Origin of the sequence: Methyloversatilis discipulorum, assembly GCF_018780585.1 — a bacterium.
Taxonomy (GTDB): domain Bacteria; phylum Pseudomonadota; class Gammaproteobacteria; order Burkholderiales; family Rhodocyclaceae; genus Methyloversatilis; species Methyloversatilis discipulorum_B.
Genome location: NZ_JADMJL010000054.1, coordinates 1 through 18336 on the forward strand (window position 1 = coordinate 1; position 18336 = coordinate 18336).

18 protein-coding genes are annotated in these 18336 nt (G+C 68.2%); 15 read left to right on the forward strand and 3 right to left on the reverse strand.

The features are described from left to right. The first annotated feature begins 160 nt into the window (after positions 1 to 160). The 9 genes from narH (at position 161) to IV112_RS19295 (ending at position 7768) form a co-directional block, all read left to right on the forward strand. Positions 161 to 1684 (forward strand): nitrate reductase subunit beta, encoded by a 1524-nt coding sequence (narH, locus tag IV112_RS19255; RefSeq protein WP_304006331.1) that lies wholly within the window; start codon positions 161 to 163, stop codon positions 1682 to 1684. Positions 1685 to 1847: 163 nt separating this feature from the next. After that, positions 1848 to 2534: a nitrate reductase molybdenum cofactor assembly chaperone gene (narJ, locus tag IV112_RS19260; RefSeq protein WP_304006334.1), complete on the forward strand. Its 687-nt coding sequence runs from the start codon at positions 1848 to 1850 to the stop codon at positions 2532 to 2534. Further along, complete coding sequence (gene narI / locus IV112_RS19265) at positions 2531 to 3268, forward strand: respiratory nitrate reductase subunit gamma (RefSeq protein ID WP_304006337.1); 738 nt, start codon at positions 2531 to 2533, stop codon at positions 3266 to 3268. Before narJ ends, narI begins: the two co-directional genes overlap by 4 nt. A 65-nt stretch (positions 3269 to 3333) precedes the next feature. Further along, the gene (locus IV112_RS19270) at positions 3334 to 4116 is read left to right on the forward strand and encodes a peptidylprolyl isomerase (protein ID WP_304006340.1); all 783 of its coding nucleotides are present in this window, start codon (positions 3334 to 3336) and stop codon (positions 4114 to 4116) included. A gap of 106 nt (positions 4117 to 4222) precedes the next feature. Continuing rightward, positions 4223 to 5260, forward strand: coding sequence for a ubiquinone anaerobic biosynthesis protein UbiU (gene ubiU, locus IV112_RS19275; protein WP_304006343.1), 1038 nt, complete (start codon positions 4223 to 4225; stop codon positions 5258 to 5260). Positions 5261 to 5264: 4 nt separating this feature from the next. Further along, positions 5265 to 6206 (forward strand): U32 family peptidase, encoded by a 942-nt coding sequence (locus tag IV112_RS19280; RefSeq protein WP_304006346.1) that lies wholly within the window; start codon positions 5265 to 5267, stop codon positions 6204 to 6206. Beyond that, complete coding sequence (gene ubiT / locus IV112_RS19285) at positions 6203 to 6643, forward strand: ubiquinone anaerobic biosynthesis accessory factor UbiT (RefSeq protein ID WP_304006349.1); 441 nt, start codon at positions 6203 to 6205, stop codon at positions 6641 to 6643. Before IV112_RS19280 ends, ubiT begins: the two co-directional genes overlap by 4 nt. 16 nt (positions 6644 to 6659) lie before the next feature. Next, complete coding sequence (locus IV112_RS19290) at positions 6660 to 7355, forward strand: carbonic anhydrase (protein WP_304006353.1); 696 nt, start codon at positions 6660 to 6662, stop codon at positions 7353 to 7355. A gap of 14 nt (positions 7356 to 7369) precedes the next feature. Further along, positions 7370 to 7768 (forward strand): hypothetical protein, encoded by a 399-nt coding sequence (locus IV112_RS19295; RefSeq protein ID WP_304006356.1) that lies wholly within the window; start codon positions 7370 to 7372, stop codon positions 7766 to 7768. 21 nt (positions 7769 to 7789) lie between these two features. Here IV112_RS19295 and IV112_RS19300 read toward each other — a convergent pair whose 3' ends face one another. After that, positions 7790 to 9874, reverse strand: coding sequence for a catalase (locus IV112_RS19300; RefSeq protein WP_304006360.1), 2085 nt, complete (start codon positions 9872 to 9874; stop codon positions 7790 to 7792). Between the two features lie 363 nt (positions 9875 to 10237). Between IV112_RS19300 and IV112_RS19305 the strand changes: the two genes are divergently transcribed. The 4 genes from IV112_RS19305 (at position 10238) to IV112_RS19320 (ending at position 14603) form a co-directional block, all read left to right on the forward strand. Then, a complete protein-coding gene (locus tag IV112_RS19305; RefSeq protein WP_304006364.1) occupies positions 10238 to 10396 on the forward strand; it encodes a DUF3309 family protein in 159 nt (52 codons plus the stop codon). A gap of 38 nt (positions 10397 to 10434) precedes the next feature. After that, positions 10435 to 11784 carry a PQQ-dependent sugar dehydrogenase gene (locus tag IV112_RS19310; RefSeq protein ID WP_304006366.1) on the forward strand — a complete coding sequence of 450 codons (1350 nt, stop codon included), beginning with the start codon at positions 10435 to 10437 and terminating at the stop codon, positions 11782 to 11784. Between the two features lie 376 nt (positions 11785 to 12160). Next, positions 12161 to 14146 (forward strand): pyrroloquinoline quinone-dependent dehydrogenase, encoded by a 1986-nt coding sequence (locus IV112_RS19315; protein ID WP_304006369.1) that lies wholly within the window; start codon positions 12161 to 12163, stop codon positions 14144 to 14146. An 88-nt stretch (positions 14147 to 14234) separates the two neighbouring features. After that, positions 14235 to 14603 carry a c-type cytochrome gene (locus IV112_RS19320; RefSeq protein ID WP_304006372.1) on the forward strand — a complete coding sequence of 123 codons (369 nt, stop codon included), beginning with the start codon at positions 14235 to 14237 and terminating at the stop codon, positions 14601 to 14603. Here the strand turns inward: IV112_RS19320 and IV112_RS19325 are convergent. Together IV112_RS19325 and IV112_RS19330 are read right to left on the reverse strand one after the other, a co-directional pair. Beyond that, entirely contained in the window at positions 14581 to 16047 is a 1467-nt protein-coding gene (locus tag IV112_RS19325; RefSeq protein ID WP_304006375.1) for an amidase, read from the reverse strand. The two genes, IV112_RS19320 and IV112_RS19325, sit on opposite strands and share 23 nt — an antisense overlap. 12 nt (positions 16048 to 16059) lie before the next feature. After that, complete coding sequence (locus tag IV112_RS19330) at positions 16060 to 16815, reverse strand: hypothetical protein (RefSeq protein ID WP_304006377.1); 756 nt, start codon at positions 16813 to 16815, stop codon at positions 16060 to 16062. Between the two features lie 166 nt (positions 16816 to 16981). On the opposite strand from IV112_RS19330, the gene IV112_RS19335 reads away from it, so the two are divergent. Together IV112_RS19335 and trxC are read left to right on the forward strand one after the other, a co-directional pair. After that, a complete protein-coding gene (locus tag IV112_RS19335) occupies positions 16982 to 17371 on the forward strand; it encodes a TraR/DksA family transcriptional regulator (RefSeq protein ID WP_304006380.1) in 390 nt (129 codons plus the stop codon). Positions 17372 to 17805: 434 nt separating this feature from the next. Then, a complete protein-coding gene (trxC, locus tag IV112_RS19340; RefSeq protein ID WP_304006383.1) occupies positions 17806 to 18231 on the forward strand; it encodes a thioredoxin TrxC in 426 nt (141 codons plus the stop codon). The last annotated feature ends 105 nt before the right edge of the window (positions 18232 to 18336 follow it).

An 18336-nucleotide genomic window follows, 5' to 3' on the forward strand; every position in this document is an offset into this window, starting at 1 on the left:
TGATCGGCGGCTACGCGCAGTTCAGCTACGGCTTCAACTACTACGGAACCATCGGCACCAACCGCGACGAGTTCGTCGTCGTGCGCAAGATGAAGCGCATCGACTGGCTCGACGGCGAAGCCGCTGCCACCGATGCCGCCCACGCCTAAGGAGACATGACATGAAAATACGCGCTCAAATCGGCATGGTGCTCAACCTCGACAAGTGCATCGGTTGCCACACCTGCTCGGTCACCTGCAAGAACGTGTGGACCAGCCGTCCCGGCATGGAATACGCGTGGTTCAACAACGTCGAAACCAAGCCCGGCATCGGTTACCCGAAGGAATGGGAAAACCAGGACAAGTGGCAGGGCGGCTGGATGCGCAAGAGCGACGGCTCGATCGCGCCGCGCCAGGGCGGCAAGTGGCAACTGCTGATGAAGATCTTCGCCAACCCGCACCTGCCGGAAATCGACGACTACTACGAGCCCTTCACCTTCGACTACGACCACCTGCAGTCGGCGCCCGAAATGAAGGCGACGCCGACCGCACGGCCGCGCAGCCTGATCACCGGCCAGCGCATGGAGAAGATCGAATGGGGCCCGAACTGGGAAGAGATTCTCGGCGGCGAATTCTCGAAGCGCTCGAAGGACAAGAACTTCGACGAGGTGCAGAAGGACATCTACGGCCAGTTCGAGAACACCTTCATGATGTACCTGCCGCGCCTGTGCGAGCACTGCCTGAACCCGGCGTGTGTGGCCTCGTGCCCCTCGGGCTCGATCTACAAGCGCGAGGAAGACGGCATCGTGCTGATCGACCAGGACAAGTGCCGCGGCTGGCGCATGTGCGTGTCGGGCTGCCCCTACAAGAAGATCTACTACAACTGGCAGTCGGGCAAGGCCGAGAAGTGCATCTTCTGCTACCCGCGCATCGAGGCCGGCCAGCCCACGGTGTGCTCGGAAACCTGCGTCGGCCGCATCCGCTACCTCGGCGTGCTGCTGTATGACGCCGACCGAATCCAGGAAGCGGCTTCGGTCGAACATGACCGCGACCTCTACCAGGCCCAGCTCGACATCTTCCTCGACCCGAACGATCCAAAGGTGATCGAACAGGCCCGTGCCGACGGCATCCCCGATTCGTGGATGGACGCCGCCCGCCGCAGCCCGGTTTACAAGATGGCGGTGGAGTGGAAGGTGGCGCTGCCGCTGCACCCGGAATACCGCACGCTGCCCATGGTGTGGTATGTGCCGCCGCTGTCGCCGATCACCGCCGCCGCCAACGCCGGCCAGGTCGGCGTCAATGGCGAAATCCCGGACGTGAATCAGCTGCGCATCCCGGTCAAGTACCTCGCCAACCTGCTTACCGCCGGCGACACGCAACCGGTCGTGCGCGCACTCGAACGCATGCTGGCGATGCGTGCCTACCAGCGCGAGAAGCACGTCGATGGTCGCATCAATACGGCAGCGCTGACCCAGGTCGGCATCAGTCAGGCCGCAGTCGAGGACATGTACCACGTGATGGCGATCGCCAACTACGAGGACCGCTTCGTCATTCCGTCGGCCCACCGCGAGTACGCGGAGAACGCCTTCGACGTGCGCGGCGGCTGCGGCTTCTCCTTCGGCAACGGCTGCTCGGAAGGCAGTTCCGATACCAGCCTGTTCGGCGGCAGCAAGCGCCGGACGATTCCGATCAAGGCGGTGGTCTGAATGTGTGCCCCCACGCTCACTGCGTTCGCTGCCCCCCGAGGGGGCTGCGCTCGCCCTTGGGGCGGCCCGGCGGGCGGCGCGTTCGCATCTGCAGGCGCCAATTGTCCTCCGCTTGGCGGACTGTGCGTATGCCCGCCACAACTCGTTCATGAGGATCCTCTCAATGTTTAGTCCACCGAAGATGACCCACACGCTGCGCGCCTGCGCGCTGCTGATCGGCTACCCGGACGCGAGCCTGCGCGGCATGCTGCCGTCGATCGCCACCGCACTGCACGACGAGGCCGCGCTGTCGGCGGGCCGTCTGGCGGAACTGGAGGCGCTGATCGAAGCACTGCAGCAGCAGGCCCCGCTGGACACCGAAGCCGCCTACGTCGAACTGTTCGACCGTGGTCGCTCGACTTCGCTGCACCTGTTCGAACACGTGCATGGCGATTCGCGCGACCGCGGCCCGGCGATGATCGATCTGGCGCAGACCTACGAGAAGGCCGGCCTCTTCCTGTCCGCCGGTGAACTGCCGGACTACCTGCCGGTGGTGCTCGAATTCGCCTCCACCCAGCCACCGAAGGAGGCGCGCGCCTTCCTCGGCGAAATGACGCACATCCTGAATGCGTTGTTCACGGCACTGGTCAAGCGCGAAAGCCGCTACGCCAGCGTGGTCGGCGCGCTGATCGAACTGGCCGGCGAGCGTGCCCATGCGGTCAAGATCCAGCCGGACGAAGCACTCGACGACAGCTGGGCCGAACCGCTCGCCTTCGACGGCTGCTCCTCGCACGGCCAGGCCAAACCCGGAGCCGCGCAACCCATACACCTCGTCCGCAAGTCCTCCGCCACTCAAGGAGTACAACCATGACTTCCTGGCTCGACAACCTGCTGTTCGGTTACTACCCCTACATCTGCCTCGCCGTGTTCTTCATCGGCAGCCTGCTGCGCTTCGACCGCGACCAGTACACGTGGAAGAGCGATTCGTCGCAGCTGCTGCGCCGCGGTCAGCTGCGCCTGGGCAGCAACCTGTTCCACATCGGCGTGCTCTTCCTGTTCTTCGGGCACTTCTTCGGCATGCTGACGCCGCACATCGTCTATGAGCACTTCATCGGCGCTGGCGCCAAGCAGCTGGTTGCGATGGTGACCGGCGGCATCGCCGGCCTGCTCGGCTTCATCGGCCTGACCATCCTGCTGCACCGCCGGCTGACCGAGCCGCGCATCCGCGCGACGTCGAAGACCAGCGACATCGTCATCGCCGTGCTGCTGTGGGTGCAGTTGCTGCTCGGTCTGGCCACCATCCCGCTGTCGGCACAGCACCTGGACGGCAGCATGATGCTGCTGCTCGCCGAATGGGCGCAGCGCATCGTCACCTTCCGCGCCGGCGCGCCGGAACTGCTGGCCGAAGCGGGCTGGGTGTTCAAGACCCACATGTTCCTCGGCATGACGATCTTCCTGATCTTCCCCTTCACCCGTCTGGTGCACGTGTGGAGCGGCTTCGCGTCGGTACTGTACGTGTTCCGCCCCTACCAGGTGGTGCGCGCACGCCGGCTCAACCTGCCGGCCGGACACAATCAGCCGCGCCAGCCGGGCGCCGGTGTCTGAGATGATGTGAAGGATGCGTCGCGGCTGCGCGGCGCATCCATTCATAAAAGGATCGAGGAGACACCATGCAGTCCACGCAAGACAGCCGCGGCATCGCCCGCGTCAACGGCATCGCGATCAACGGTGCGGACGAGGAGGTTACGCCGGACGAACTGCGCAACCGCGCCTGCACCGAACTGCTGCGTCAGGCGGCACAGCAGGCCGGCCTGCTGTCGGCCAGCGACGAACAGTCGGCCGACGGCCTGATTTCGGAAGAGGCCGCCACCGCCATCGACACGCTGATCGGCCAAGCGGTGCAGGTGCCGGAGCCGTCCGAGGACGCCTGCCGCCGTCACTACAGCGCCCACCTCGGCCGCTACACCGTGGGCCAGCGTGCGCGCATGCGCCACATCCTGTTCGCGGTGACGCCGGGCGTCGACGTCAATGCGCTGCGTGGTCGCGCCGAAGCGGTGCTGATCGACGTACGTGCGCACGCCGACGGCGAAGACCCCTTCCCCGACGCCGCCCGGCAGAACTCGAACTGCCCGAGCAGCGAACGCGGCGGCGACCTCGGCTGGCTGGCGCCGGAGGAAGTGGTGCCGGAATTCGCCCGCGCCATCTTCGGTCAGCACGACATCGGCGTTCTGCCGCGCCTGGTGCACAGCCGCTTCGGCTTCCATGTGATCGACGTGCAGGAGCGCGAGGCCGGCACCGTGCAGCCCTTCGAGGAAGTACGCGGCACCGTCGCCGCCTCGCTGCGTCAGCAGAGCTTCGCCACCGCGCTGCGCCAGTACGTCGCGCTGCTGGCCGGCCAGGCCGTACTCGAAGGCATCGACATGGACATCGCCGACACGCCGCTGGTGCAATGAGTTCAATCGCGCGCGGCGCCGTGTGACACCGGTCTGACCCGGATCAACACGGCGCCGCGCGTGATGCTCACACTGGGCGGCGCCCGCAGTTCCGGACCTTTCCGACATGCAAACATCCCGCACCGCCCACGCAACGCTCCCCCGAAAACCCGCCCTCGTCTGCCCGGCCGGCTCGCTGCGCGCGCTGACGCTGGCCATCGATGCCGGCGCCGACGCCGTCTACATGGGCCTGAAGGACGCCACCAACGCACGCAACTTCGCCGGCCTGAACTTCGACCTCGCGCAGGCGCGCGACGGCATCGCCTACGCCCGCAGCCGCGGTCGCGAAGTGCTGATGGCACTCAACACCTTCGCCGACGCCCGTGCGCCCGAGCGCTGGTTCGCCGCGGTCGATGCCGCCGCCGGACTGGGCATCGACGCGCTGATCTGCGCTGACACCGCGGTGCTGGCCTACGCGCGCGATCACCATCCCGATCTGCGTCTGCACCTGTCGGTGCAGGCTTCGGCCACCACCTGGGAAGCGATCGAGTTCTACCGCGAGCGCTACGGTATCCGTCGCGCCGTGCTGCCGCGCGTGCTCACGCTGCCGCAGGTCGAACAGGTGTGCCGCAACAGCGCGGCCGAGATCGAGGTGTTCGGCTTCGGCAGTCTGTGCGTCATGGTCGAGGGCCGCTGCGCGCTGTCCTCCTATGCGACGGGCCAGTCGCCGAACACCGCCGGCGTCTGCTCGCCGCCATCGGCGGTCCGCTGGGAGGACGGCGCCAGCGGCGTGTCCGCCCGTCTCAATGGCGTGCTGATCGACCGCTACGCGCCGGACGAGCCGCGCGGCTATCCGACGCTGTGCAAGGGTCGCTTCGAGGTCGACGGCGCACGCGATTACGCGCTGGAAGAACCGACCAGCCTGAACACGCTGGCGCTGCTGCCGCAGCTGATGGACATGGGCATTGCCGCGATCAAGATCGAGGGGCGCCAGCGCAGCCCGGCCTATGTCGAACAGGTCACCCGCGTCTGGCGCGCCGCCATCGACGACTGCGCCGCGCAGCCGGCGCGCTTCGGCGTGCAGCCGCAATGGACCGCCGCGCTCGGCCGCTGGGCCGAAGGCCAGCAGCACACGCTGGGCGCCTACGACCGGCCGTGGCGGTGAATCCATGAACACACCCATGAACACCCGCATCGCCCTGACCGTCGGCCCGGTGCTGTACTACTGGCCGCGCCGCACGCTGCTCGACTTCTACGCCGAAGTCGCCGAGTCACCCGCCGACACCGTGGTGCTCGGCGAAGTCGTGTGCAGCCGCCGCCACGAAATGAAGGCGGAGGACTGGCTCGCCCTCGCGCGCGATCTCGCCGCCTGCGGCAAGGAAGTCGTGCTGGCCAGCCAGGCACTGCTCGAATCGGCCGCCGACCTGCGCGCACTGCACCGCTGGGCCGACCAGACAGAATTCCTGGTCGAAGCCGGCGACGCCTCGGCGCTGCGCGCACTGGCCGGCCGGCCCTTCGTGCTCGGCCCGCACATCAACGTCTACAGCCAGCCGGCCCTGCGCGAACACGCGGCGCTCGGCGCGACACGCTGGGTCGCACCGGTCGAACTTGCGCTGGACGCGCTGGCGCTGATTAATCCGCCGGCCGCGCCAGTGAACGGCGGACCGGCGAACGACACACCGGTCGCCACCGAGGTGTTCGCCTTCGGCCGCCTGCCGCTGGCCTTCTCGGCGCGCTGTTTCACCGCACGCCATTTCCACCTGAGCAAGGACCAGTGCGGCTTCCGCTGCATCGAACACCCGGACGGCCTGCTGCTCGACACCACCGAACAGCAGCACTTCCTCGCCCTGAATGGCATACAGACGCAGTCGGCGGCGCAACACTGCCTGATCGCCGACGCCCCGGCATTGCGCGCCGCCGGTGTCACCCGCGGCCGGCTGTCACCCACCTCGCGCGACTTCGCCACCGTGGTCGATCTGTTCGAACGCACCTGGAACGGCCCGGCCGACGCCGCTGACGCCGTCGCCGCGCTCGAAGCGCTAAGCCTGCCCGGCGGTCTGGTCAATGGTTACGCCCACCGCCGTCCCGGACTGGAAAGGATGCCCGCATGAAGACCTCGTTCCCGATCAGGCTGCCGGCGCTGCCGCCGCCGCCCGCCGCACTGCGCACGCTGATCGCTCGCCTGCCGATACAGCCGCCGTCGCGGCTGCTCGCCGCCGCGCTGAACCGCGTGCTGCGTCCGCGCCTGCCGGCCGATGCGGCACTCGAACTTGCCGACCGCACGGTCGAGATCGAGGTGCGCGACTTCGGCCTGCGTTGCCGCCTCGCACTGCGCGACGGCCGCTTTCGCAGCGCGCCCGACCACGGCCCGGTCGCGCTGCGCATCGCCGCCGACAGCGCCAGCTATCTGCGCCTGCTGCGCGGCGACGACGACGCCGATCGCCTGTTCTTCGAGCGCGCGCTGGTGATGGAGGGCGACACCGAGTACGGCCTGCTGCTGAAGAACACGCTGGACGCCATCGGTCCGCTGCTGCACCGACCCGCCTGAACCGGAGGACACCGCCATGCCCGACGAACTGCTCGCACGCCTGCGCCGCTTTCACGACCACACCTTTCCTGGCGTGCAGGACCAGTTCCAGCACCTGGTGCGCGACGGCCAGCACCCGACCATCCTGTTCATCGGCTGTTCGGACTCGCGCCTGGTGCCCTATCTGCTGACCGGAACCGGTCCGGGCGAACTGTTCATCGTGCGCAACGTCGGCGCCTTCGTGCCGCCCTACGACGGCGGCACGCAGCGCGGCGAACTGGCCGGCTTCCATGGCACGGCCGCAGCGATCGAGTACGCCGTGCTCAACCTCAAGGTCGCCCACATCGTCGTCTGCGGCCACAGCCATTGCGGCGGTGTGCGTGCGCTGTACGAAGGCGTCGGGCCGGACGCGCCCAACCTGAACGCCTGGCTCGACCTCGGGCGTGAAGCGGTGCTGCCGGTGCAGCTCACCGACGAGGCGCTGCGCCGCACCGAACAGCGGGCGGTCGTGCTGCAGCTGGAAAGGCTGATGGACTATCCGATGGTGCGCCGTCAGGTCGACGCCGGTCAGCTCGCGCTGCACGGCTGGCACTACGTGATCGAGGACGGCGAGGTGCACGTGTTCGATGTACACGTCGGCGCCTTCGTGCCGGCATCGAGTTCAGACCACAGCGGCACCGGTCCTTTCCTGCCCTTCGCCAGCGACGACATCAGCCCGGTGGATGCGTGGTGAGTCATACTCGCACCATGCCCACGCATGACCTGCCCCACGACTTCGCGCCGAGCAACCGTCGCGATTTTCCCGGCCGCCGCTGGCTGCTGGTCGCGCTGCGTTCGCTGCATCTGGTCGGCGTCGTGCTGGTGGGCAGCGCGCTGCTGACCGGCCAGGACGAGTACCGCCGTGGCGCCGCCGCGCTGATGCTGGCAACCGGCCTCGGCCTCTACGGCATCGAGGTGTGGAGCAAGCCGCGCCACGCGGTCGAACTGGCCGGACTGTTCATCCCGCTCAAACTGCTCGGCGTCGCGGCGATGGTCGTGCTGCCGCAGTTCGCCGCCGGCCTCTTCTGGCTGCTGCTGATCGCCTCGTCCGTCGTGTCGCACGCACCGGCGCACTTCCGCCACCTGCGGGCCGGGCGCGATCACTGAACGACGCGAGCGGGCCGCGCCTCAGGCGAGCATGCGCACCTGCGCCTCGCGCGCCCACTGCCGCGTACCGGCCGCCGCAACGAAGGCCGCCGGATCGTCGGCCGCAACCACGCCTGCGTCGACCTGAAGGCCGCCCGCACGAAACAGCGCCTGCCCGCCCGCGTCGAGCGCCAGCGCCTTCAGATGGCCGAACGCGTCGCGCACGAAATCGATGGCAGCCGACTCTTTCAGCAGCGTCGCCGCCCCCTCTTCCGACAGCAGCACGGCCACCGCGTCGAACAGCACCGACGGCGCGCCGGCAAGCTGCATGTCCGCAGCCCGCATCGCGCCATCCGACATGCATGCGCCACCGACCTTCGGAGCAACGATCTTCACCCGCGCACCGGCCTGGGTGAGGGCGACCATGAGCACATCGACGGTGACGCGATCCGAACCGTCGGCAATCAGTATCCCGACGACCCGGCCGGCGAGCGTCGGCGGTGTCTTGCCGATGGTGCGCAGCGGCGGCGAGGGCGGCAGGTCCTGCACCGGGCACGCCGGCAACGGGGCGTCCGGCAGCGAATCGAGGGCCAGGCCCTTCGCAACGCGCTGCGCCAGCGCCTCGTCGATGTTGCGCAGATGTCCCGTCATCGCCTGCCTCACGTGCAGGTGTTCCACCTTGGACAGCTCGAACACCAGCGCGGACGCGATGTGGGCCTGTTCGTATTCCGTCTGGCTGCGCCAGAACTGCCTGGCCTGACTGTAGTGGTCGGCGAAGCTCTCGGGACGGACACGCCCCTTGTCGCCCCCCTCGGCGACCGCTGCGCTGCGGAAGCCGTCCGGCGTCTCGCGCGCCGGTGGCGGCGCCAGTGAGCTGGGTTCGTAGGCGACGCGCCCCTTCGGCTGCAGCATCTGCATATGACCGTCGCGCTGCTGGTTGGCGAAGGGGCACTTTGGCGCATTGACCGGAATCTGGTGGAAGTTGGGCGAACCGAGCCGCAGCAGCTGGGTGTCGAGATAGGAGAACAGGCGCCCTTGCAGCAGCGGATCGTTCGAGAAGTCGATGCCGGGCACGATGTTCGCCGGACAGAAGGCGACCTGTTCGGTTTCGGCGAAGAAGTTGTCGGGCCAGCGGTCAAGCACCAGGCGACCGATCACCTGCAGCGGCACCCACTCCTCCGGTATCAGCTTGGTGGCATCGAGATGGTCGAACGGAAAGTCGGCGGCCTGCTCCGCGGTGAACAGCTGCACCGCCAGCTCCCACTCGGGGAAGTCGCCGTTGCTGATCGCCTCGAACAGGTCGCGCCGGTGGTAGTCCGGGTCGGCACCGGCAATCTTCACGGTTTCGTCCCACACCGTCGATTGCAGGCCCAGCCTGGGCCGCCAGTGGAACTTCACGAAGGTCGACTCGCCGTCGGCATCGAGCAGCCGGAAGCTGTGGATGCCGAAGCCCTCGATCATGCGCAGCGAGCGCGGCAGCGTGCGGTCGGACATGATCCACATCACCATGTGCATGGATTCCGGCGTCAGCGAAATGTAGTCCCAGAAGGTGTCGTGCGCAGTCGCCGCCTGCGGGAAGCCGCGGTCAGGCTCCATCTTCACGGCATGCACCAGATCCGGAAACTTCATCGCATCCTGGATGAAGAACACGGGAATGTTGTTGCCGACCAGATCCCAGTTGCCCTGAGGCGTGTAGAACTTGACGGCGAAGCCCCGCACATCGCGCGGCGTATCGATCGACCCGGCACCGCCGGCCACCGTGGAAAAGCGACAGAAGACGGGCGTGCGCGCGCCCACCTCGGTCAGCACCTGCGCCGTCGTGTACTCGCCGAGCGAGCGCGTCAGTTCGAAATAGCCGTGCGCAGCCGAGCCGCGAGCATGCACGATGCGTTCGGGAATGCGCTCGTGATCGAAGTGGGTGATCTTCTCGCGGAGGACGAAATCCTCCAGCAGCGTGGGCCCGTGCGCGTGCGCGCGCAGCGAATTCTGGTTGTCGGAGACGGGCGCACCCTGATTGGTGGTCAGCGCGGGCTGATCGCCCTGCGCCGTCTGGTGAAGTTCTCCGCCCGCTGCGTGCCGGGCCGCGCTGGCGTCAGCGCCTTCCGTTTTCCTTGCCTGCCTGCTCATATGCGATGTCCTCCGTGTTGATCGTTCGATGCCGCACGGCGGCCGCAGCCGCCGCGCGCCCTTCACGTCCCGTTACGTCTGCTCCCGGACGAACGGGCCGCGTGGCGCGAAGAGGAGGACGCTTTGCAAGCGCGGTGCCCGGCCCCGCCGCACCGCGCGCGGGCCGGTTGCCCGCATTCCGGGTAAATCCTGGCAATCCGCTTGAAGAATGTGCGCGGCCTGCGGGCTGCTGCGGGCATCGGCCACCGTGAGGTCGGGAACAGCGATTGCTGTGACAGCTCGACTGCACGGCAACGCGCAGGCACCGGATCCGGCCGGTCTCCGGACCCTTCATCCTGCAATCACGAAAGCGAGGAAACGGATATGAGCCTTGGAACCATACTTCTGATCATCCTCATCCTGGCCCTGATCGGCGTTCTTCCGACCTGGCCACACAGCCGCGCCTGGGGTTACGGACCGGTGGGCGGCGTCGGCCTGGTCGTCGTCATCCTCGTCATCCTTCTGTTGATGGGGCGGATATGACGTGCCTGCACCTCGCGTGTCCCGGACTGCACCAACGGATGCGCGGCGCGTCGGCCAGCGCAGCCCTGCTGCTGACGCTGGCCGGCTGCGGCGACGTGGCCGAGCTGCCGGTTTCGGCCGGCAGCGGGCCGCACCCGCAACTGCCGCCGCCTCGTTCGACGCTGCTGCCGACCATGCACATCGCGCCCGCCAAGGGCTGGCCCGAAGGCGGCGCGCCGCTGCCGGCAACCGGCACCCGGGTGACCGCCTTCGCGCGCGACCTCGACCACCCGCGCTGGCTGCTCGTACTGCCGAACGGCGACGTGCTGGTGGCTGAAACGAATGCGCCGGAGCGCCCGGACGACCGCAAGGGCATCAAGGGCTGGGTGACCGGGATGGTGATGAAGCGGGCCGGCGCCGGGGTGCCCAGCGCCAACCGCATCACCCTGCTGCGCGATACCGATGGCGACGGCACGGCCGACGTACGTTCGGTCCTGCTCCAGGGGCTGAACTCCCCGTTCGGCATGGCGCTGGTCGGCGACCGGCTCTACGTGGCGAACACCGACGCCGTCGTCCGCTTTCCTTACCGGACCGGCGCACTCGAAATCACCGAGGGCGGAGAACGGGTGACCGACCTGCCGGGCGGCACGCTGAACCATCACTGGACGAAGAACCTGATCGCCCGCCCCGACGGCAGAAAGCTGTACGTCACCGTCGGCTCGAACAGCAACGTGGCCGAGAACGGCATCGAGGCCGAGGAAGGTCGCGCCGCGATCTGGGAAGTCGATGTCGCCAGCGGCGACAAGCGTCTGTTCGCGACCGGCCTCAGAAACCCCAACGGCATGGCCTGGGACGGCGCGGGACGCACCTTGTGGACGGTGGTCAATGAGCGCGACGAGATCGGCAGCGATCTCGTTCCCGACTACCTCACCTCGGTGGAGGATGGCGGCTTCTACGGCTGGCCCTACAGCTACTACGGTCAGCACGTGGACCGGCGCGTCGAACCGCAGAAGCCGGAACGGGTTGCCACGTCGCGCGTGCCCGACTACGCCCTGGGCCCACACACCGCCTCGCTCGGTCTTGCCTGGTCGGCCGGCAACACCTTGGGCAGCGGGTTCGCGCAGGGCATGTTCATCGGTCAGCACGGTTCGTGGAACCGCAAGCCGCACAGCGGCTACAAGGTGATCTTCGTGCCGTTCGAAGGCGACCGTCCGGCAGGCGAGCCGATCGACGTACTCACCGGTTTCCTCAGCGGCGACGGCGACGCGTACGGGCGACCGGTCGGCGTGGCCATCGACCGCAAGGGCGGCCTGCTGGTCGCCGACGACGTCGGCAATACCGTCTGGCGCGTCAGCGCTGCGGACGACGCGAGCGGCTCGCCGGCGCCCGCCCTTCCTGACGGCCGCTGAACACCTCATCGAACCGCCAGCCGCCGCACTGACCGGGGCTGACCGGCGGCGGCGAGTTCGATGCAGCACCACGTCGCCGCCTCCACCCTCCCCTCTTCCCTCTTCCCTCTTCCCTCTTCCCTCGTCTCTCCTCCCGCCGCGATCGCACGCCGTCGAGCGCTGAGACGTCGCACGCGTTAGCGAGACACCCGTCTCTGATCCGGCCGCAAAAACCGGTACACCCGTATCCCGTCGGCGATTGTCCCGGACCATGCCGGGCGCATTTCCCGGGTTTCCATCGGCACCGATCTTGCGTCGTCCTGGCACGCACCGGCAGACCGCCGTTGCGTTCCACAGACGAACACAACGAACTCGATTGGAGAGAGGAAACATGGCGATGCTGAATTCCGCGGGCGCTTTTCCCCGCGCAGCCAGAAAGACATTGTGGCTGTCCATCATGCTCGGCGCCGCCCCGCTGGCGATGGCCGCTGCGGGCGACGGCAACTGGACCGAGTACAACGGCGACAAGGCCGGCTCGCGCTATCTGGCCGGCGGCAAGGTGAACGCGCAGAGCGTGAAGTCGATGAAGGTGGCCTGGCGCTGGGCCATGCCGGACAACAAGGTGTGGCAGGACAACGCCGAACTGCGCACCTGGGTGAATCAATCGACGCCGCTGGCCATCGACGGCGTGCTGTATTCCAGCTCGCCGATGTCCATGGTATCGGCCATCGACGGCAAGACCGGCAAGACCTTGTGGACCTACGACCCCAAGGCCTATGTCGAAGGCACGCCGCCCAACCTCGGCTTCATCAGCCGCGGCCTGTCCTACTGGGCGGACGGTGAGGACAAGCGCATCCTGGTCGGCACCGGCGACGGCTACCTGATCGCGCTGAATGCGAAGACGGGCAAGCCGATCGAATCGTGGGGCGACAAGGGTCGCATCGACATGACCAAGGGTTTGCGACGCTTTGTCGACCGCTCGCTCGTTGCCCTCACTTCGCCACCCATCGTCTGCGGCAACACCATCGTGCCCAGCCTGGCCGTGCTCGATTCCTTCGCCGTCGGCCGTGCGCCGATGAAGAACCACCCGCCGGGCGACATCCAGGCTTTCGACATCCGCAGTGGCAAACGCGTTTGGCATTTCGAGCAGCCGCCGCAGGAAGGCCAGCCGGGCAACGAAACCTGGGAAGACGGTTCGTGGAAGACCACCGGCTCGGCCAACATGTGGGCACGCCCGAGCTGCGACGAGGAACTGGGCCTGGTCTACCTGCCCTTCTCGACGCCGACCAACGACTTCTATGGCGGCCACCGCAAGGGCAACGGCCTGTTCGGCGAATCAGTGGTCGCACTCAACGCGAAGACCGGCAAGATCGCCTGGTACCAGCAGATCGTCCATCACGGCCTGTGGGACTACGACCTGCCGACCGCGCCCAACCTGATGGACCTCACGGTCAATGGCAAGAAGGTGAAGGCGCTGGCGCAGGTAACCAAGCAGGGCTTCGTGTTCACCTTCGACCGCAGCACCGGCGCGCCGGTGTGGCCGATCACCGAAAAGCCGGTGCCGCAGTCCACCGTGCCGGGCGAGCGCTCGTCGCTGACCCAGCCCTTCCCCAGCCTGCCCGCACCCTTCGTGCAGCAGGGCGTGAGCGAGGACGACCTGATCGACCTGACGCCGCAGCTGAAGGAGGAGGCGAAGAAGATCCTGTCGCGCTACAACTACGGCCCGCTGTACACGCCGCCGACCCTCGACAAGGCCGGCACGCTGCAGGTGCCGGGCGTGCTCGGTGGCGCCAGCTGGGCGGGCGCTGCGCACAACCCGAAGACCAATGTGCTGTACGTGCCGTCCTTCACCATCCCCTTCGGCATCAAGCTGAAGAAGGAGAACGAGGGCGTGTACGACTACACCGGCACCTGGGCCGGCGTTGGCGGTCCGCAAGGTCTGCCGCTGTTCAAGCCCCCCTTCTCCACCGTCACCGCGATCGACATGAACACCGGCAAGCACCTGTGGCGCGTGCCGGCCGGCAAGGGCCCGGTCGATCACCCGGCGATCAAGGATCTGAAGCTGGACCGCGTCGGTGTGCCGCGCGAGAGCTTCATCGCGCTGACCGACGACGTGCTCTTCCTCGCACCGGAAGGGACGAACTCGGTGATTGGCCTGTCGTCACGCGGCAACGCGCTGATCACGCAGGCGACAGCGGAAGAGAAGGAGCCCTTCCTGTACGCGCACGACGCGCGCACCGGTGACGTGCTCGGCGAAGTGAAGCTGCCGGGTGCCGCCTTCGGCGCACTGATGACCTACCGCGCTGGCGGCAAGCAGTACGTCGTGGTGCCGATCGGCGGCGCCGGCCTGCCGGCCGAACTGGTCGCCGTCCAGGTCGACTGAAGCAGGACGCGGCACTGCCTGCGTCCGGACCGTGTCGCGCCGACGCGCGGCACGGTCATCGAAAACACGCACTCCCCGGAACGGATTCATGGATATACGGAAACTCAGCTTCGCAGCACTGATGAGCTGCATGGCGTCAGCGATGGCCTTCAACGCCGTGCTGCCGGACAAAACGCCGGACGGCGCCGCGCCCGCCGGCCCCGCCCCTTTCGACCTCGCCGACCCGGCCCGCATCAAGGCCGGCCAGGGCCGCTTCCAGTCGACCTGCGCCGACTACTGCCACGGCCACAAGCCGGCGCTGTTCATCGAGCGCGAGGGACTCGAAGCGGAATACGTGTTCAACACCATCCGCGACGGCGGCAAGGGCGCGACGCCGATGCCGCCCTGGGGCGAGGTGTTCACGCAGGAAGAGATCTGGGAACTGGTGGCCTACATCAAGTCCATCGGCCGGTGGTAAGCGCCCGCGGCGGCACAGGACGCGCGCCGAGCACCCGCTCAATATCCGCGCAGGTCGCCAGCAGCGCTTCGTCCTGCCAGCGGCGGCCGACGAACTGGAAGCCCACCGGCAGGCCGTCCTCGACGCCGGCCGGCAACACCACCACCGGGCTGCCGGTCAGCGAAAACGGCGTCACCATGCCGATGGCCGCTTCGACAAAAGGCCAGGGCGCAGCGTCGACCTCGATATCGGGCGGACGGCGCCACCACACCAGCTCGGTCTGCGGATAGGCGACCGTGCAGGCCACCGGGCACAGCCAGGTGTCCCAGCTGTCGAGGAAGCGTTCGAGCGTGCGCACCATGCGGTCGCGCGTGTTCAGCGCACGGCTGTAACGCTGCGCGTCCAGCGTCAGCCCCTGCACGAAGGCGTGCGCGATCGGCTGGTCGCGCGTGACGAAGCGGCCCATCACCGCGATCAACCGACGCGCCAGCCCCGGCATGCCGAGCCCGATTTCGGTGCCGGCGATCCAGCCGTAGGCCTGCCAGGCCTTGAGTACGTCGAAGCCCTCCGGGCAGCGCTGCTCGACCACGCAGCCGGCGGCCTCCAGCGCCGCCACCGTGCGCGCCAGTGCGGCGCGCGTGCGCCGGCACAGCGGCAGGCCGCCGAACCCGTCCCACCAGGCGATGCGCAGCGGTCGCCCGGGCGACGGCGCGGGCTGGAAGGGCACGCGCGGCACTTCGACATCGAGCCCGTCCGGGCCGGCGAGCACCGCCAGCGCGGTCTGAAGGTCGGCGACTGATGGCGCCAGCGCGCCGAAGGACAGCAGGTGACGCACGCTGCGCCGTCCGCCCGGCAGATGCGGAATGTGGCCTGTGCGCGGGATGCGGTTCTCGGTCGCCTTCAGTCCGGCCACGCCGCAGCAGGCCGCGGGTATGCGGATCGAGCCGCCGATGTCACTGCCCGGGTCGATGTACGAAAAGCCCATCGCCACCGCCGCCGCGCTGCCACCGGAACTGCCGCCCGGCGTGAGCCGCAGGTCCCACGGGTTGCGGGTCGGCCCGAACAGCGGGCTCCGGCATTGCGGCGTGGCGGCCAGTTCCGGCAGATTGGTCTTGCCGACCAGCACCGCGCCGGCCGCCTTCAGGCGCGCCACCACCGTCGCGTCGGTCGCCGGCACGTGCCGGGCCAGCGGCGGATGGCTGGCCGTCGTACGCAGGCCGGCGGTCTCGAATGCATCCTTCACCGTCATCGGCACGCCCAGCAGCGGCGGCAGCGGACCGCCGGCGGCACGCAGCGCGTCGGCCGCGCGGGCGGCGGCACGGGCGCCGGCCTCGTCCAGCGTGACCACCGCATTGACGTCGCCGTTGTGCCGGCGGATGCGCGCGAGGCAGACCTCCAGCTCGTCGATGGCCGTGCTGTCGCCGCGTGCAATGCGGGCGGCGACATCGAGTGCGGAGTAGGTCATGTCAGGGCCTGTTCAGCGCGCATTCGCGTACGCGATCACATCGCCGACCGAGCGTGCGTCCGGCGCGTAGACGCTCATCGCGAAACCGGTCAGGCACAGGAAGAGCGCGGTCAGCGCAAACGGCAAGAAGGTGCGCCGGCAGGCCGTCGTCAGCCAGTGCGGACTGTCGGTCGCCTTCAGATGACGGTACAGCGAGCAGGCAAGCACGCCGTCGAGCAGCAGTTCGGCGAACAACACGGGCGCGGCATACACGATGTACAGCGACGCCAGCGCCATGCCGAGCAGCAGGGCCAGCACGACGAGCGGAATCGCCAGTTCGTCGGCGTCGACGGCCGATCCGGCTTCGCGCACGACCGACGGCAGCGCGTCGCTGTCCATCAAGCCGGACGACGACGTGTCGTCGAAAGACCCGCTCGCGCCGCCACCGCCGAAGTCGCCACCCTTGCCGGCGAACGATGGCACGCCGCCACCGTCCACTGGCAGGGCGCCGGACTCATCGGGCACATCGACGTAATCCTCCGCCCGCGTGTGCAGCCACAGCCAGAGCAGGCACAGGAACACGACGTAGGCGAAGCCGAGCGCCAGCGGGTAGCGCAGCGCCATGCTGTCGATGCCGGCCTGCATCAATGTAAACGACGCCACCAGCCCGGCGGCGCCGGTGAACGCAACGATCACCATCATCTGCAGGCGCGGCCAGGACTCGCTTTCGATGCGGCGCTTCAGGCGCGCCAGCAGGGCGGAACGGCTGTCGTACAACTTGCTTGGCATGGTGGCAGTCACGGATCGGACGGACGCCGCGACGATAGCGCATCCGGATTCATGCTGTGTCGATGTCCTGCCAGCTCCTTGTAACGCGATGCAGCAGACCCCATTGACACCGATCAACGCCACTCGCGCGCGCCGGTGACAGCATGGGTACAAGGAGGACGACACCATGAATACCCCGCTCACCCAGGCTGACCGCGATCAACTGGAACGTCGGCTGCGCGCACGTCACGACGCGCTCACCGCCCACATCCAGGCACAACTGCAGGGCCGCACGCGTGTCGAACATGCGCGCGACGTGCTGCTACAGGACGGCGACGACGCGCCACAGCGCAGCGCCGACCGTGAGATCGATCTGGCGATGACCGATCTCGAAACGGTCGAACTGGCCGCACTCGACGCTGCGCTGCGGCGTCTGGCCGACGGCGACTATGGCCGGTGTGCCGACTGCGGCACCGACATCCCGCTCGCCCGGCTGCAGGCCGAACCGCAGGCTGCGCTGTGCATCGGCTGCCAGAGCGCGCGCGAACAGGGGCGCCCGCACGCGGCCAGTCTCTGAGGGCGGTGACTGCCGGATGACGACCCGGCCTTGACCGCGACACGGCCGCCGCCGTTCGCTGGCTACGGTGCAGGCTGCTGTCGGGGTCAGAAGACCCCTCCCACAGAACCTGACCCGCACTCCGGTGGCGAATCGGGCACACCCCTGCGGGAGCGGCCTTGGCCGCGACGCAGCCACAGCAGTTCACCGGGCTGCTGTCGAGGTCAGAGGCCCCCCTCCCACCGAACCTGACCCGCACTCCGGTGGCGAATCGGGCGCACCCCCTTGTGGGAGCGGCCTTGGCCGCGACGAAGCCACTGCGGTCCGCTGGCTTCGATACAGGCGCAGTTGCGGTCAGAGGAATGCTCCCCCGGAAATGCCGCCTAACTCGCCCGGACTTGGATTCACCGGCGCCACCCCCATCTGCTGCCCGACATCCTTCCGAGGGCAAGACCATGCATGTCGTGTGTCCGCAGTGCAGCGCCACCAACCGCATTCCCGACGAACGTCTGGGCGATGGCCCGGTCTGCGCGCGCTGCAAGGCGCCGCTGCTTGAAGCCGCACCGTTCGCGCTCGGCGACGCGAACTTCGATTCCTATGTCGGCCGCACCGAATTACCGGTGGTCGTCGATTTCTGGGCCGACTGGTGCGGCCCCTGCCGCATGATGGCGCCGCAGTTCGAAGCGGCTGCCCGACAGCTGCCGCAGGTGCGCTTCGCCAAGGTCGATACCGAAGCCGCGCGGCAGACCGCGGCGCGTTTCGGCATCCGCAGCATTCCGACGCTGATGCTGTTCCGCAACGGCGTGGAAGTCGCGCGACAGGCGGGCGCGATGAGCGCGGCCGACATCGTGCGCTGGGTGCAGTCGCACGCACGCGGCTAGACGACCACCTGCCTCAAGGGACGGCGTCCGGCGCCTCGATACAGGCCGCTATCGCGAGCAAGCTCGCTTGTATGTTCTGCCCTGGCAAGCGTAGGAATAGCTTGT

Excerpts from the sequence above, each read along its gene's own strand:
- narH (WP_304006331.1), top strand. The coding sequence starts at position 161 with ATGAAAATACGCGCTCAAATCGGCATGGTGCTCAACCTCGACAAGTGC.
- narJ (WP_304006334.1), top strand. The coding sequence starts at position 1,848 with ATGTTTAGTCCACCGAAGATGACCCACACGCTGCGCGCCTGCGCGCTG.
- narI (WP_304006337.1), top strand. The coding sequence starts at position 2,531 with ATGACTTCCTGGCTCGACAACCTGCTGTTCGGTTACTACCCCTACATC.
- IV112_RS19270 (WP_304006340.1), top strand. The coding sequence starts at position 3,334 with ATGCAGTCCACGCAAGACAGCCGCGGCATCGCCCGCGTCAACGGCATC.
- ubiU (WP_304006343.1), top strand. The coding sequence starts at position 4,223 with ATGCAAACATCCCGCACCGCCCACGCAACGCTCCCCCGAAAACCCGCC.
- IV112_RS19280 (WP_304006346.1), top strand. The coding sequence starts at position 5,265 with ATGAACACACCCATGAACACCCGCATCGCCCTGACCGTCGGCCCGGTG.
- ubiT (WP_304006349.1), top strand. The coding sequence starts at position 6,203 with ATGAAGACCTCGTTCCCGATCAGGCTGCCGGCGCTGCCGCCGCCGCCC.
- IV112_RS19290 (WP_304006353.1), top strand. The coding sequence starts at position 6,660 with ATGCCCGACGAACTGCTCGCACGCCTGCGCCGCTTTCACGACCACACC.
- IV112_RS19295 (WP_304006356.1), top strand. The coding sequence starts at position 7,370 with ATGCCCACGCATGACCTGCCCCACGACTTCGCGCCGAGCAACCGTCGC.
- IV112_RS19300 (WP_304006360.1), bottom strand. The coding sequence starts at position 9,874 with ATGAGCAGGCAGGCAAGGAAAACGGAAGGCGCTGACGCCAGCGCGGCC.
- IV112_RS19305 (WP_304006364.1), top strand. The coding sequence starts at position 10,238 with ATGAGCCTTGGAACCATACTTCTGATCATCCTCATCCTGGCCCTGATC.
- IV112_RS19310 (WP_304006366.1), top strand. The coding sequence starts at position 10,435 with ATGCGCGGCGCGTCGGCCAGCGCAGCCCTGCTGCTGACGCTGGCCGGC.
- IV112_RS19315 (WP_304006369.1), top strand. The coding sequence starts at position 12,161 with ATGCTGAATTCCGCGGGCGCTTTTCCCCGCGCAGCCAGAAAGACATTG.
- IV112_RS19320 (WP_304006372.1), top strand. The coding sequence starts at position 14,235 with ATGGATATACGGAAACTCAGCTTCGCAGCACTGATGAGCTGCATGGCG.
- IV112_RS19325 (WP_304006375.1), bottom strand. The coding sequence starts at position 16,047 with ATGACCTACTCCGCACTCGATGTCGCCGCCCGCATTGCACGCGGCGAC.
- IV112_RS19330 (WP_304006377.1), bottom strand. The coding sequence starts at position 16,815 with ATGCCAAGCAAGTTGTACGACAGCCGTTCCGCCCTGCTGGCGCGCCTG.
- IV112_RS19335 (WP_304006380.1), top strand. The coding sequence starts at position 16,982 with ATGAATACCCCGCTCACCCAGGCTGACCGCGATCAACTGGAACGTCGG.
- trxC (WP_304006383.1), top strand. The coding sequence starts at position 17,806 with ATGCATGTCGTGTGTCCGCAGTGCAGCGCCACCAACCGCATTCCCGAC.